Origin of the sequence: Blautia sp. AF19-13LB (genome assembly GCF_003479105.1) — a bacterium.
GTDB classification, from domain to species: Bacteria; Bacillota; Clostridia; order Lachnospirales; family Lachnospiraceae; genus Fusicatenibacter; species Fusicatenibacter saccharivorans.
Map to the genome: position 1 here is coordinate 90133 of NZ_QUGO01000013.1, position 15273 is coordinate 105405.

Genomic DNA, 15273 nt, shown 5'->3' on the forward strand with positions numbered 1-15273 from the left:
ATTCTCCTTTCTAATCCTGCTGGGATGCTTTGACACGTGGGTCAATGACTGCATACAGAAGTTCAACAAGCAGGTTGGCCAGCAGAACCATGATGGTAATGATTAACGTACAGGCAGAAAGCAGCGGATAATCCTGGCCGGTAACTGCTGAGAGCATTGTCGTTCCAAGTCCCGGGTAACTGAATACCATCTCAGCTACCAGGTTGCCGCCGATCATGGTACCAAGGGACATTGCGAGACCGGTGATCTGCGGAAGCATTGCGTTACGGAACACATATTTCACAATCGTATGATCCTTGATACCAAGGAAACGACTGTATTTTACATAGTCAGCATTCAATTCATAAATTGACATCGAACGCATACCAATCGCCTGGCCGCCGATCGTGATGATTACGATGGACCAGAATGGCAACTGGTAATGTGAAAGCACAGATTTCATAAAAGCAAGGCTCATATGCGGAATCATACTGCTCGCATAGCCGCCTGCTGCAGGTGCAATATGTAATTTCAGTGAGAAAATAAACAAAAGTACGGTCGCCATACCAAAGGCAGGTACGTTACTGATAAACAGGAATGCCGGAAGGATTGCCTTGTCGAAAACACCTTTCATATAAGCTGCAATTGCACCAAGCAGGTTACCAAGAATCCATCCAACAATAATGGCCGGAAGCTGTAAACATATGGTCCACAGAACCGAACTGGAAATAATATCGGATACGGTACGCGGATACTGGCTGAAAGAAACGCCGAAATCACCGCGAAGTGCATTTTTTACCCAGGTAAAAAACTGGACATACATTGGTTTGTTAATACCAAATTTTGCTGCATAGTCTTCATATACTTTCTGAATTGCAGTCGCATCGGTCATACCTTCTACCGATTTGGACGCAATAGTTGAAACCGGATCACCCGGCATCAGACGCGGAAGAATGAAGTTCAGCAGTACCGCAAAGACTAACGTCAGAAGATACCACAAGATCTTCTGCGTATAATACTTTTTCATTCCTTTCATAGAAGAACCCTCCTTCTGATTTTTAAAAGCGGCCGGAGCACCCCGGCTCCGGCCGCCTCTGTTACAATTCAGTATGAACTTTCTTTCTGTTTGGCAAATCAGCCGTCAACCAGTCCCAGATTGTACAGTGCTGCTACGCCATAACCATCGGTGCAGTCCATCGGGGGAACGTTACTTCCATCGTCTTTCTGCGGATAGTTGGTCCATACGGACTCGTTTACTTCGTGGAATACCTGCGGTCTGTACATCAGCGGTACACACGGGCAATCTTCCAGCATAATCTTGGAAAGTTCTGTATAGTAATCTTTCAGTTTTGCATCATCGGTCTCATGAGGAATTGCTGCAAGGATTTCATCTACACGGTCGTTCTGATAATGACCGAAGTTACCACTGAAGTTAACCTCAAGATCGTTGTAATCAGAGCTCATGAAGAAACGGCATCTCATGTACGGGTTGGCAACCGATGTACCAGGGCCGGACTGCATGGTGATTTCGAAGTTTCCGGTACTGTAATCCGTGCTGTAGTTTGCTGCTTCCGGGAAGTAGGTCTCAATGTTGATACCAATATTCTTTCCTGCTGCTGCTACGATTTCAAGGGTTGCATTCCAGTCAGACCATCCTGTCGGGCACTCAGCCTTATAGGAAAGGTTCTTTCCGTTGTACTCACGGATTCCGTCTCCGTCGGTGTCTACGATTCCGGCATCGTCCAGAAGCTTCTTAGCACCTTCTACATCGGCATTGGACCACTGATACTCTTTTAAGGCATCCTGATCCACCATAGCCTGCTCAGCATCGGTCGGGTTCATGACAGAACGCGGAACATCTGCGAAGGTAGGAGACTGTCCGGACATTGCTGAAGAAATAACCTGATCGTAGTCAACTGCCATAGCGATTGCCTTACGAACAGCTACCTGATCCAGTCCTTCTACTTCTGTATTAAAGAACAGGGTAGGCATTGTCATACACAGCTGATACGGTGCTTCATCAACATAGGTAGAAATCGGAAGATCCTGCTCTAACCACAATTTCTGAAGGTCTGTGATGAATATCTGTGCCACATCAATATCACCATTCTGGAATGCGGTGGTAGCTGCTGCGTTATCTTTAAAGATCGGGTGAGAAATATATTTCGGAACCGGAAGCTTACCCCACATGGAATCTGCCTGTCCCCAATAATTATCATCGCGGATCAGAACTACGTTCTGGTCATTGTCAAAGTATTTTTTGTACGGTCCGGAAGTTACCAGATCGTCCATCTTATCCATTTTAATTGCTTCAGCATCGTTGTTGTTTCTGTCAGCTACGGTCTTCAGATAGTTTTCCTGCATGATATAAAGCATTGGAAGATATCTTTCCGCAAGAACCGGGTTAACTGCTTCGCCGGAGTCATCGGTTGTCAGTTTGAAGACTACGGTACTGTCATCCTGTGCAACAACATCTGCAATGTAGCTCTTCATTTCAGCGCCGGTAGAAGAATTGTAATCTACATGTGCATGATAGGTAGCTGCTACATCTTTTGCAGTAACCGGTGTGCCGTCATTCCATTTTGCGTCAGCTTTGATTTTCACTGTGATCTCGGTACGATTGTCGTTCCACACTGGATCTCCGTCTGCAAGCAACGGATACATTTTTGCATCCAATGGATTCCACATATAAAGAGTTTCATAAACAAGTACACGTGAAGCATCGCCCTGTGCTATAACCATTGCATTGTTTGAGTTTGCGGACATTGGGTTGTAATCGTTGACGGTACCCCACTGCTGTCCTGCGAAGTAAAGAGTTTCATTTCTTGGAAGCTCTCCTACCACATCATCTGAACCTGTGGTATCTTCGCTGGAAGCATCTGCTGTGCTGGAAGATGCTGCTGTGGTATCGCTTGATGCATCTGCTGTTCCGCTGGAGGATGCTGTTGCTCCTCCGCTTGAACTAGTGCTTGTGCTTCCGCTGTCTCCACATCCGGCAAGCATCGTTCCTGCCATTGTCACTGTCATTAACAGTGCAAGGACTTTCATGTTACGCTTTTTCATACTTTTTACCTCCTTAAGGTTTTCGTTCTTGCTTGATGAATTCATTATACACAAAGACTGTTAGAAAAACAGTGTCTATTTTTTGTTTTTGGTGTTCTTTTTTTGTTTTATGTTGGTTAAATTGCTCATTTTACTCTTTTTAACTCCCTTTGTTCTGCTCATTTTTCACATATCCGTTTTCGCAACATCTGCACTCTTTCGTCATTATGATTATTTGTGCTATTTTTCCGTCTTTTCCGACATTTTTCCGTTCGCTTTTTCCATCTGTTTGTGCTATGATGAATATCGTATCAATTTCAGGAGGTTTTTTCTATTATGAATACTGTTTCTCATAAGTACCGACAGTCAGCGCTTCTGCTTCTGACTGCTGCGATCTGGGGTTCTGCCTTTGTCGCACAGCAGACCGGCATGGATTATGTCGGACCTTTTACGTTCAACGCGGCACGAAACCTGCTCGGCGGACTTACGCTTCTTCCGCTGATTGTCTTTTTCTCCTCACGTAAAAATCGAACCCTACCGCCGGATGCTTCGTCAGAAAATGGCACACAGCCAAAAACGCTCTGGGCGGGCGGTATTCTCTGCGGCATCGCACTGTTTGTCGCCTCAACCCTGCAGCAGATCGGCATCCAGTACACAACCGTCGGAAAGGCCGGTTTTATCACTGCACTTTACATCGTACTTGTTCCGGTCTGCGGCCTGTTCCTCCGAAAACGTGTACAGCCGAAGGTCTGGCTCGCAGTTCTCATTGCCGTTGTCGGTCTCTATCTGCTCTGTATGACAGACGGCTCCTTCTCTTTGCAGAAGGGCGATCTTCTTGTGCTTGCCTGTGCGCTCGGATTTACCGTACATATTCTGGTTATTGATCATTTTTCTCCGCTTGTCAGCGGCATCAAAATGTCCTGCATTCAGTTTTTTACCTGTTCGATCCTGTCCGCTGTCTGTATGGTTCTCTTTGAAACCGTAAACTTCTCCGATCTTCTGCACGCCTGGATGCCGATTCTCTATGCCGGAATTCTCTCTTCAGGTGTTGGCTATACCCTGCAGATCATCGGGCAGAAAGGATTAAATCCTGCCACAGCTTCTCTGCTTATGAGCCTGGAATCCGTTTTTTCTGTTCTTGCCGGTTGGATTCTCCTTCATCAGGCTCTCTCCGCTCGCGAGCTCTCCGGCTGTATTCTGATGTTTGCAGCGATCGTGCTGGTACAGCTTCCGAACTTTCACAAAGCCAATGCTGTTTCCTGATGTTATTCCTTTTTCAGTGTAAGAAAGATTTCTGTTTTGCGAGCTTCTTTCTTACGGCAGCTTGCTTTAATGACATAATTCCCCTCCGCCGCAGTGTGATCCTGCCCGGAGGGCTTTTTTTACGCCATCCGAAAATTTAACCGAATCGAGCAAGTCCCCTGCTTCCATTGCGAATATCCGCCTGCCTAACATTTTTATAGCATAAAAATACAAAATTCTGCATATTGATTGCAGGATTTTTTAATTCGTGCTACACTGTTTTTATTGTACCAATAAGCACTTATTTTATTAGGAGGTTCTGTCATGCCCGTTTTTGATTTCAGCAATTCCCCGGAAAAAGCAAAAGTTTCCGAATGTACGTATACTGTTTTCCGCACAAACGCACCGTTTACTTCTCCGGATCAGCCGATCCTAATTCTGGATACAAAAGAGAAGGCTTTCCCGCATCATCCCTGTGGTATTTTCACAAACCCATCCAAACGGACCTCGTTTGAATTTAAAGACGAAGAAGATGCCTTCATTGCCGACATCCTTCAGATCGATGCCCGTTTTGTCAGCCTTTTAAAATGGCTTGGCGAAAATCATATCAATGTCCGCCTTTCCGGTACACAAACATCCGACGGTTATGCAGTTTACAAAATCCGCGAGATCGCTTTCGGTGGCGGCGCAAAGCTTTCGGCTGAGGATGGATTTTTACAGTTTATGATTGAACGTCTCCTCGCCAGCAATGCACCGGAAGAAGAAATTGAGGATGAGGATCAGGAGGAAACCGGTGACAGTATGAAGCTCACCAGTATCCAATCCATCACTGATTTTATGAACTGTGCCGGAAGAACGCTGCCGGACAATATCCGCCTTTGGGCTCGTCGAAACCTCGCTGTTGCCCGTTCCCACGAAGTCTCTCCCGAAGAACGTCGTCACGCACAGCGCGCCCTCTCCATGATGATGAATATTCAATGGAAAAGCAACTATTTTGAAGCCATTGATCCAGTGGAAGCACGCCGGATCCTCGATGAAGAACTGTATGGCATGGAACGCGTGAAGCAGAGAATTATCGAAACCATCATTCAGATTAACCGGACTCATACGCTGCCGGCCTATGGTCTGTTACTGATCGGTCCTGCCGGAACCGGAAAATCGCAGATTGCTTATGCCGTTGCGCGTATCTTAAAATTACCGTGGACAACACTCGATATGAGTTCGATTAATGACCCGGAACAGCTGACCGGAAGTTCCCGCATCTACGCAAACGCAAAACCGGGAATCATCATGGATGCTTTTTCCATGGCTGGTGAATCCAACCTCGTCTTTATCATCAATGAGCTCGACAAGGCTGCCTCCGGCAAAGGAAACGGAAACCCGGCAGATGTTCTGCTGACCCTTCTTGATAATCTTGGTTTTACCGATAACTATATCGAATGTATGATCCCGACCGTCGGTGTATACCCGATTGCAACCGCAAACGACAAGAACCAGATCAGTGCTCCGCTGATGTCCCGCTTCGCTGTGATTGAAATTCCGGACTACACACCGGAAGAAAAGAAAATCATTTTCTCCCGCTATGCACTTCCAAAGGTATTAAAACGCATCGGTATGAAAGAAAATGAATGCATTCTGACACCGGAAGGACTCGATGCCGTAATCTCCTGCCACGAAAACACAAGCGGTATTCGTGATCTTGAGCAGGCTGCTGAGCATATCGCAGCAAATGCGTTATATCAGATAGAAGTCAACCATGTTTCCTCTGTTACCTTTGATGCAGAAATGGTACGTGAACTGCTCTTGTCCTGCTGATCTGCCTTATTTTCTATTTTGAAGGCGTATCAGGGTACGGCGAAAACCAGTGACGCAACAATTCACGCTCTGTGGTGCTGAAATTTTTTGCATTATTTTGGAGTGTGCTGTAAAATAGTTTCCTGTCCCCTCAGTCTGTACTTTCGGGCAGGGAACTATTTTATTTCTCCAGATATTTTCATAAAAGAAAGCCCCTGACACTTTCATGTCAGGGGCTTCCTTTCGGTCAATTCAGAAGATTTATTTCTGCGGACCAGCGGAAACAAGTGCTTTACCAGCAGCGTTTCCTTCGTATTTTGCAAAGTTCTTGATGAATCTTTCAGCCAGATCCAGTGCTTTGGTCTCCCACTCGGAAGCATCAGCATAGGTATCGCGAGGATCCAGGATAGCCGGATCAACGCCCGGAAGTTCAGTCGGAACTTCGAAGTTGAAGTACGGAATAGTCTTCGTCGGAGCTTCGTTGATAGCACCGCTTAAGATTGCATCAATGATTCCACGGGTATCACGGATGGAGATACGTTTTCCGGTTCCGTTCCAGCCTGTGTTAACCAGGTATGCTTTTGCTCCGCTCTTCTCCATTTTCTTAACAAGCTCTTCTGCATATTTGGTTGGGTGCAGCTCCAGGAATGCCTGGCCGAAGCATGCAGAGAAGGTAGGAGTCGGCTCGGTAATTCCGCGCTCGGTTCCTGCAAGTTTTGCAGTAAATCCGGACAGGAAGTAGTACTGAGTCTGCTCTGGTGTCAGAATAGATACTGGCGGAAGTACGCCGAATGCATCTGCGGACAGGAAGATAACATTCTTAGCTGCCGGTGCAGAAGAAATCGGGCGAACGATGTTCTCAATGTGGTTGATCGGATAAGATACACGAGTATTCTCGGTTACGCTCTTATCATTGAAGTCGATCTTGCCTGCTGCATCAACGGTAACGTTCTCAAGCAGAGCGTCACGTCTGATTGCATTGTAGATGTCCGGCTCAGACTCTTTGTCCAGGTTGATGACTTTTGCATAGCAGCCGCCCTCGAAGTTGAATACTCCGTTGTCGTCCCAGCCGTGCTCATCATCACCGATCAGAAGACGTTTCGGGTCTGTGGAAAGAGTTGTTTTTCCTGTTCCGGAAAGTCCGAAGAAGATTGCGGTGTTCTCACCGTTCAGGTCTGTGTTTGCAGAGCAGTGCATGGAAGCGATGCCCTTCAGCGGCAGATAGTAGTTCATCATGGAGAACATACCTTTCTTCATCTCTCCGCCGTACCATGTGTTGACGATAACCTGCTCACGGCTTGTGATGTTGAATACTACTGCTGTCTCAGAGTTCAGACCCAGCTCTTTGTAGTTCTCAACTTTTGCTTTGGATGCGTTGTAAACAACGAAATCCGGCTCGAAGTTCTCAAGCTCTTCTGCTGTAGGTTTGATGAACATGTTAGTTACGAAATGTGCCTGCCAAGCTACCTCAACGATGAAGCGGATAGCCATACGGGTATCTTTATTTGCGCCGCAGAATGCATCTACAACGAACAGTCTTTTGTTGGAGAGCTCTTTTTTGGCGATCTCTTTTACTGCTGCCCATGCTTCCTGGGTTGCCGGATGGTTATCGTTTTTGTACTCATCAGAAGTCCACCATACAGTATCTTTCGAGTTCTCGTCCACAACGATGTATTTGTCTTTCGGTGAACGGCCTGTATAGATACCGGTCATAACGTTAACTGCACCAAGTTCTGTCTCCCGGCCTTTTTCATAGCCTTCCAGCTCTGGTTTTGTCTCTTCCTCAAATAACTGCTCATAAGAAGGGTTGTACACAATTTCTGTGGTACCGGTGATGCCATACTTTGTTAAATCGATCTGTGCCATCTTGTAATTAACCTCTTTCCTTTGATAGTAATACTGCTTCATTCTGCAAAATGCAGAAATTTGAAGGTATCCTTTAGAAGAAACCGGACCAGCCGGCCTCTTCTACTCTAATTATACATAAAAGGCCAAAAAAATCAACTGAAAATCTTCCGTTTTTTTACAGAACGTGTCCCAAAATCTGTAAAAATTTTATAAACTTCGATTTTTCGAAGTTTTCTGACAATTGCATTTTTGTACACTTCATCCTGCAAATTGACATTTTTTGATTTTTTATGTTATAATATTAATAATTATGTTCGGAAAGAAGTTTCTTTATGTATTACGATCTGACCCGCGGGAAAATCTCCCGCTCTCTTATCCTGTTTGCCCTGCCGATGATCGCAGGAAATCTGTTGCAGCAGTTTTACAACATTGCCGACACCCTGATCGTCGGACGCGTTCTCGGAAGCAATGCGCTCGCCGCCGTCGGCTCCTCCTATACGCTGATGACGTTTCTGACTTCCATTTTTCTCGGCCTGTCGATGGGCGCCGGTGCGCTCTTTTCGATTTATCAGGGACGAAAAGATCTTTCTTCTTTAAAACTTTCGATTCTCCACGCGTTTCTGCTGATCCTTGCCGTTACGCTCGTGCTGAATCTCGCTGTTTATGCAGGCATCGAGCCGATCCTTACGTTTCTTCGCGTCCCGGATGAAGTCCGTCCCGGCATGCGGACGTATCTTCTGATTATCTTTGCCGGCCTTATTGCAACATCCGTATACAATTTCTTTTCCTGTATGCTGCGCGCGCTCGGAAACTCTTCTGTGCCGCTGATTTTTCTCGCTGTCTCTGCTGTGCTGAACATTGCACTGGATCTGCTCTTTGTCGCTGTACTGCCGTTCGGCATCGCAGGCGCGGCGCTCGCTACGGTTCTTGCGCAGTATGTGTCCGCCGTCGGTATTCTGCTCTATGTGCTGCTCCGCTGCCGCATGTGGCTGCCGTCAAAAAAAGAATGGCGTTTCAGCCATTCCATTTTAAAAGAGATTCTGAATCTTTCTTCGATGACCTGCATTCAGCAGTCGGTCATGAATTTCGGCATTCTGATGGTACAGGGGCTCGTCAACAGCTTCGGTCCGGCGGTCATGGCGGCATTTGCGGCCGCGGTGAAAATTGATACCTTTGCCTATCTGCCGGTGCAGGATTTCGGAAATGCCTACTCCACTTTCACCGCACAGAATTACGGGGCCGGAAATCACGAGCGGATCCGGCGCGGCACGAAAGATGCTTTTGCACTGAGCGCTGCTTTTTCCATCGTCATTTCTCTGCTTGTCAATCTGTTCGCGCATCCGCTGATGCAGATTTTCGTGAAAGCATCAGAAATGGAGGTCGTCGCGATCGGCGTACAGTACCTGCGGCTGGAAGGCTCGTTCTATCTCGGCATCGGATGGCTGTTTCTGCTGTACGGGTATTACCGCGCTGTCAAACGCGCCGAGATGTCGGTTGTTCTGACCGTCATTTCGCTTGGCATGCGTGTGGCGCTGGCATACCTTTTCTCCGCCACGGCGCTTGGCGTTGCCGGAATCTGGATCGCCATTCCGATCGGCTGGGCACTGGCTGATATGACCGGACTTTTCTTCCTGCGGCGTGCATTCCGATCGCAGAAGCCTGCATAAGTTCCGAATCTTATATCGCAGTACGGTTTTCTGCGGATAAACTGCGGAACTGCCCCGGCGTCTGGTGCATGCGTTCCTGGAAGACTCGGTTAAAATAGCTGATATTTCGGAATCCGCAGTCGCTCGCAATCTTGCTGATCGCCTCCTCGGTGGAAAGCAGCAGCCGGCAGCTCTCGGCAATCCGCAGGTTATTGACATACGTCACGGCGGAAATATGCATAATCGACTTAAAGAAGCGGCAGAAAGCGCTCTCACTCATATGAAACTGGCTCGCCAGTTCCGCGATTTCGAGATCCTCACAGAAATGAGCATTCATGTATGTGAGGATCTCTTTCATTCTGCTGACACGGTAATTCGTCGAGGCATCCGTTTTTCCGCCGTTCTTTTCTGCCGCACTGTAATATCCCTGCCAGATTTTCAGAAGTTCCGCTTTTAACAGCAGCTCCCAGCCCGGTTCTTTTCTTTCCTGCAGATTTCGGATCTCCTGCATGGCCTGTGCCGTTTTTTCTGCAAGGCGTGTCCCCCGCTCTGTCTTGGATGGAAAACGGATCTCGGAGGACAGCACTGGTTCGATATACTGCTGCTGGATCCGGTCAAGCGATGTGCCGGACAGAAAACGCGGCTGGAATACAACGGCAAGAAACGTAAATTCCTGTCCGTCGATTCCCTCTACCTCATGCAGGCGGTTTGCATTGACAAAGGCGGTCTCCCCTTCCCGCAGGAGAAAGGTCTCGGTATCCATATGAAAAACAGCTTCGCCCTTTACTGCATAAAAGAGCTCCACTTCCTCATGCCAGTGGCAGTACACCCGCACGGTACTCTGCAGGTCTGTCTCGAAAACGTGAATGCTCAGCGGAAAAAGCTCATCACCGTGGGGCTGTGTTTCTTTTCGGTAATTCATCTGTGAGAGCATATTTTTGTCTCCTCTCTTGTTTTGCTCTGCTGTCCCAATTGTAACACGAACTTTGCGATTCCGGCAAGTTTCCATGTTCTGCCGGCGAATCGCCCTTCCATGACCGTATTTTTCCTTCTTAAATGATAATAATTATCATATTTTATCAGCTTATTGACATTTCTTTTCATCCACGCTATATTTTAGATACCCCGATAGGGTATGTGATTTCAAGTTTTTCATCAAACTCCAGGAATACAGTCCGGCACGCTTTCGTTTCGCTGTATTCCCGGAAGAAAGCAGGTATTGTATGATTAAAACAGTCTTAAAAATTGATGGTATGATGTGCGGCATGTGCGAATCCCATATGAATGATGTAGTCCGCAAGAGCTGCTCTCCAAAGAAAGTAAACTCTTCTGCAAAAAATGGCGAGACCGTTGTCATCAGCGAAGCGCCGCTCGATATTCCGTATCTGAAACAGCAGATCAAGGACATCGGATATGAGCTGGTTTCGTATACGAGCGAGCCGTATGAGAAAAAGGGATTTTTCCATTTCGGACGATAAGCGGATTTCATGCCTTTCCTTTTGCAGTTTGTGCGTCGGAAAAAAAGCACCTTTTCAGAAGTTTATTTCCTTTTGGAAATCTGCCTCTGAAACGGTGTTTTCTATTTTTTATCTATGATTTGATCAGCCGCAGCAGCATCCGCAGGACGGCGGCGTTTCTTTCTCCTCTTTTTTCGGAGATTCTGCGCCCAGATCGTACCAGGTCGGGTCGATGTCGAATCTGCGGTTGTTTCCAAGATAGATCGGATGGGTCGGGTCTGAGGACAGGTAGGCGCGCTCGGTCGAAACCTTCCACTGTGCATCCCAGTCAATCTTCGGAAGTGCCAGATCGTAGTGTGTGCTGGCGCGGAAGCCGTCTTCCTCTCCCTCAATTCTTCCCTGGCGGATGATGGCTGCAAAATCTGTGTGATGTGCAAATGCCGGAATCTCCCACAGCTCTTTTGCGTAGCCCCACAGGTTTTTGTAAGTGTAGAGCGGACGCTTCGTCTCGCCGAGCTGTGCGGTATAGCGGATGTCCAGACGGGCAAGTGTCACGTACAGGCGGATATCGGAATCGGTTACGTAATCACCGAAGAGAAAACGATTGGTTTCCAGCCGTTTTTCCAGGCGGTCCATCGCAGCGTAGAAGGTGTTCACACCGTCGAAATGGCCTTCGTTGCTTCTGGAGAAGGAACTGCGGTATACCGCGTTGTTGATATTATCGAAGAGTCAGAGATTCATCTTGTCAATCTCTTCCCGCAGCTCCACCGGATACAGCTCCGGCGCGCCTTTTTTGTGCCATGGGCGGAAGTTGACCTCGAAATAAGTGGTCAGCCAGTTGTAATCGTTGTTGACTACCTTTCCCGTCGTTGTGTCGATCAGCGCCGGAACGGTCGTTCTTCCCTGGTAATCATCATCAGCACGGTAATACGCCTCAGAGAGGAACTGATCACCGAGCACCGGGTCGATGTTGTTTTCATTGTAAACGTATTCCCAGCCAAGGTTTTTCTCATGCGGGGCATGTTCTACCATATTGACGGAAATCTGATCTTCCAGGCCCTCCAGCTCTCTTACGATCGCCGCGCGGTTGGACCAGTGGCACAGCTTTGCCCAGACGAGACGGTATCTCTTATTACCTTCTGCCTTCAGATCGTTTTCACCGTCGCCGAACGGAGTCGTGAAGTGATTCGGCTGTCTGCGGAAATAGCCGTTTTTGTCGATCTCCGATACGGTTTCTTTTGGTCTTACGCGGATTTTTCTTCCATTTACAATCTCATAATCATAATTCGCCATTGATTTTCTGCCTCTCTTTCGCATGTTCTATCGAATGAATTTTCAAATAAGAAAGCTTTTATTTTCCTATTATTTCGCTATGTTTTCGTAAACGGTAGAATACGAGTACCTTGACAAATAGCAGACCGCTTTTGCGGTCTGTTTATTTTCCGCTGGCTTTTTGCGGCTTTCTAATGTTTTCGGGCAACATATCTGACCATGGCAGAAGTTCTGCAAGAAAATCTGTGTTTTTGTCATCTACACGTTTGGGAATCTCCGTAAGCAGATATTCGAAATAATCGAAAGGTTTCAGGTTATTCGCCTTTGCAGTTTCTGCGATACTGTAGATGATCACTGAACTATTGGCTCCATTGACCGTATCGATCATCTCCCAGTTTTTCTTCCCTATACAGAATCCACGGATCGCACGTTCGCTGGCATTGTTGTCTATTGGAACATCCCCATCTTCCAGAAAGACTTTCAGGTAGCTTTCCTGGTTCAGTGCATATGTAAATGCTTCCCGTATTTTACCGTTCTTTGGAATTTTAGGTTCATTCTGTTTCAGGTACGCAAAGAAAGCATCCACCAGTGGTTTTACCACAAGCTGACGCTGCATGAGCCTGTCTTCCGTAGAAAAATCAGACAGTTTTCCCTCTTCCCGGTAAATGGCCTGTATCTGTTTCATGATCAGATGCAGGATCGATTCCTTTCGGTGTGCTTTTGGTATCACTTCCAGTGCATCGTTAAACCTGCGCCTGCAGTGAACCCAGCAGCCTGCGATCTTCAGATCTTCACGCTCCTTTTCCAATGTATGATATACCTGGTACCCATCCGTAACACAGATCCCGGTGTAATCCCTCAGGAATTCCCGGGGATGGGATGCATTACGCGTTTTCTGGTATTCATAAAGGATGATCTGACGATCCCGGTACATAAAGCCGGACCGGTACACCCACATGTAACTCTGGCTGCCGGCAGGACGCCCGTCCTTATTTACAAGTACAGGAGTCTCATCTGCCTGTATCACATGATAATCATACAGAAGTTTATGCAGATAATCATACATGGTTCCCAGATATTCTTCCCCAAGACGGATCATCCAGTTCGCCATGTTCTGTCTGGTAATGGCAAGCCCGTACCTTTCGAATTCTTTTTCAAGACGGTAGAGAGGTACCGCATTTACATACTTACCATTTATGACTGCCGCAGCAAGGGACGGGGATACAAGGCTTCCATGAAGCAGATTTCTGGGATGGGGTGCCTTTATCATGTGTTCATCCAGTTTACTGGAATAAACGCCGATATGATGTTCCTCTATCACGACACTGGCCGGAATGAACTGATAACATCGGGAAATGGCATCCGGAAGCTGTTTCCATCCGTTTTCACCAAACTCAGCCGTCAGTTCTTCCTCTTTCAGATAGTGATCAATACGTTTTACTGTCAGCCCTGCTATGTCAGCCGCTTTTTTCCCTGGCTGTTTTTTCTTTTTGGGTGCTTTCAATTCCAGGTCCTCAGGTTCCGGTGCATCCAGGTCGCAGACTGCCTCTGCTTCATTAAAGAATACGATAGTCCCGTCTACTTCCATGAAACGTATCTGTTCAGAATCCGCCATTTTTTCGCTGGATCTGCCAAAACGGTTCTTCTGGAAAAGGACCATCTGTTCCATCATCAGCTGCATCCTGTCATTTAAGGCCTGCGTTTGCCTGGACAATTCTTCCATCTGTCCCTGCATCCCAAGAAAAAGCTCTATCAGCAGATCCTTATCAAACTTATTCAGTTGTTCTTTTGTGTACTTGATCGTCATAACCAGAACTCCTGTCTTTATACTGATTCCGATTATAACAGAATTTTTGTATTTCCGCCAATCCTTCAGATATGGGCTTTCGTCATAATGACGGTGGATAATACATCTGGAAAGCCGTTGTTTTACAGCTTTTCAGATGTATTATCCACAACAGTTTTTCTATTCACACGATAACAAATGGAATGAGAAAAGACTGTTTGTGGATAACCTTTTTCATCCGGTTGATACACATCATTTTTACAGTTTTGGTACTTTTTTATTTTCGGCATTTTGCACAGGCTACATAATGCGGGGTGTCTCTTTCAGCTCAGAGATCGGATGGCGTGCAACGATCTCCAGCCCCTGCATCAGCATACGGTACTGGTCGTCTGTGATCGCCATTGCCTCATCTGCCGAACGGGGCCACCGGAATGCACCATTATCGAGTCTCTTGTACATAAGGAGAAAACCATCGCCTTCCCAGAGCAGTGCTTTGATCCGGTCACATCTTCTTCCACAGAAAAGAAACAGTGTATTTTTGTCGTAAGGATCAAGCTTAAACTGAAAGCGTACGATCGTTGCCAGCCCATCGATCCCACGACGGAGATCCGTAAATCCCATCGCCAGATACACCTTTTTAAATCCGGAAGCATCTGCATCATTCAGCATGGGTAAAAGCCTTTATGAGATGGCAGAGCATTTCCGGTGAAGTACCGGAAAATATCTCAGCTGACAGTCCCCTGGTATTTTTAATACGGATCATTGGCAGAGTTCCTGCCGAAATGCATGTACCGGATTCTTTTGGAGTATCTGTTTTCTTTGGATCTGGTGCAGGTGCGGGCAGTTCCACAAAAGCAGTGGTTTCTGTGTCCTGCATCTGATCCAGGCATATCTGCCTGACACGCCGGAGACGGTAATAATAGTTGGCTTTTGTAAGATTATTTTGGGTACACCAGGTTTCAACATCCATCCCTTTGGGACGGTTCTGACAATTCCGGATCTGTTCTGCCCATTGTCGGATTCTGACCTGCTGAGCTACAAGGCTGGTTTGCGTAGCAATAATATTCCTCCTCTGAATCATAGTCAGTTAAAAAAGTTAAGTACTAAACTTTTTTGACTATGTTATTTTGTTGAGTATGATTATGGCATGCAAATTCCGGCTCATCTGACCACGCATTCCGCTAAGAGCTGATCAGTCTTTCCGGAT

13 protein-coding genes are annotated in these 15273 nt (G+C 46.8%); 4 read left to right on the top strand and 9 right to left on the bottom strand.

Going from position 1 to position 15273, the window contains the following annotated elements:
- Positions 1-10 precede the first annotated feature (10 nt).
- On the bottom strand, positions 11-1015 hold the full coding sequence (locus DWX32_RS13925; RefSeq protein ID WP_117510332.1) for an ABC transporter permease: 1005 nt from the start codon (positions 1013-1015) through the stop codon (positions 11-13).
- 98 nt (positions 1016-1113) lie between these two features.
- Positions 1114-3042 carry an ABC transporter substrate-binding protein gene (locus DWX32_RS13930; protein ID WP_158579594.1) on the bottom strand — a complete coding sequence of 643 codons (1929 nt, stop codon included), beginning with the start codon at positions 3040-3042 and terminating at the stop codon, positions 1114-1116.
- Between the two features lie 315 nt (positions 3043-3357).
- Here DWX32_RS13930 and DWX32_RS13935 point away from each other — a divergent pair, with 315 nt between their 5' ends.
- Positions 3358-4284: a DMT family transporter gene (locus DWX32_RS13935; protein WP_118660325.1), complete on the top strand. Its 927-nt coding sequence runs from the start codon at positions 3358-3360 to the stop codon at positions 4282-4284.
- Positions 4285-4587: 303 nt separating this feature from the next.
- A complete protein-coding gene (locus DWX32_RS13940; RefSeq protein WP_118660327.1) occupies positions 4588-6078 on the top strand; it encodes an AAA family ATPase in 1491 nt (496 codons plus the stop codon).
- Positions 6079-6318: 240 nt separating this feature from the next.
- Here the strand turns inward: DWX32_RS13940 and pckA are convergent, their stop codons facing one another.
- Entirely contained in the window at positions 6319-7923 is a 1605-nt protein-coding gene (gene pckA / locus DWX32_RS13950; RefSeq protein ID WP_117510336.1) for a phosphoenolpyruvate carboxykinase (ATP), read from the bottom strand.
- A 314-nt stretch (positions 7924-8237) separates the two neighbouring features.
- Between pckA and DWX32_RS13955 the strand changes: the two genes are divergently transcribed.
- Positions 8238-9572 carry an MATE family efflux transporter gene (locus DWX32_RS13955; protein ID WP_118660331.1) on the top strand — a complete coding sequence of 445 codons (1335 nt, stop codon included), beginning with the start codon at positions 8238-8240 and terminating at the stop codon, positions 9570-9572.
- 10 nt (positions 9573-9582) lie between these two features.
- Here the strand turns inward: DWX32_RS13955 and DWX32_RS13960 are convergent, their stop codons facing one another.
- The gene (locus DWX32_RS13960; protein ID WP_055228413.1) at positions 9583-10485 is read right to left on the bottom strand and encodes an AraC family transcriptional regulator; all 903 of its coding nucleotides are present in this window, start codon (positions 10483-10485) and stop codon (positions 9583-9585) included.
- Between the two features lie 289 nt (positions 10486-10774).
- Here DWX32_RS13960 and DWX32_RS13965 point away from each other — a divergent pair, with 289 nt between their 5' ends.
- Positions 10775-11029, top strand: coding sequence for a heavy-metal-associated domain-containing protein (locus tag DWX32_RS13965; RefSeq protein WP_022461058.1), 255 nt, complete (start codon positions 10775-10777; stop codon positions 11027-11029).
- Between the two features lie 123 nt (positions 11030-11152).
- On the opposite strand, the gene DWX32_RS20200 is transcribed toward DWX32_RS13965, so the two are convergent.
- From DWX32_RS20200 to DWX32_RS20210, 5 genes are all read right to left on the bottom strand, one after another.
- A complete protein-coding gene (locus tag DWX32_RS20200; RefSeq protein ID WP_243030619.1) occupies positions 11153-11665 on the bottom strand; it encodes a glutathione S-transferase C-terminal domain-containing protein in 513 nt (170 codons plus the stop codon).
- 72 nt (positions 11666-11737) lie between these two features.
- On the bottom strand, positions 11738-12301 hold the full coding sequence (locus DWX32_RS20205; protein ID WP_243030617.1) for a hypothetical protein: 564 nt from the start codon (positions 12299-12301) through the stop codon (positions 11738-11740).
- 142 nt (positions 12302-12443) lie between these two features.
- Positions 12444-14087 (bottom strand): IS66 family transposase, encoded by a 1644-nt coding sequence (tnpC, locus tag DWX32_RS13975; RefSeq protein ID WP_118601343.1) that lies wholly within the window; start codon positions 14085-14087, stop codon positions 12444-12446.
- A gap of 279 nt (positions 14088-14366) precedes the next feature.
- Positions 14367-14735, bottom strand: a complete 369-nt coding sequence (tnpB, locus tag DWX32_RS13980) for an IS66 family insertion sequence element accessory protein TnpB (RefSeq protein ID WP_009243734.1) — start codon at positions 14733-14735, stop codon at positions 14367-14369.
- On the bottom strand, positions 14725-14943 hold the full coding sequence (locus DWX32_RS20210; RefSeq protein WP_243037599.1) for a hypothetical protein: 219 nt from the start codon (positions 14941-14943) through the stop codon (positions 14725-14727). Before DWX32_RS20210 ends, tnpB begins: the two co-directional genes overlap by 11 nt.
- Positions 14944-15273 lie beyond the last annotated feature (330 nt).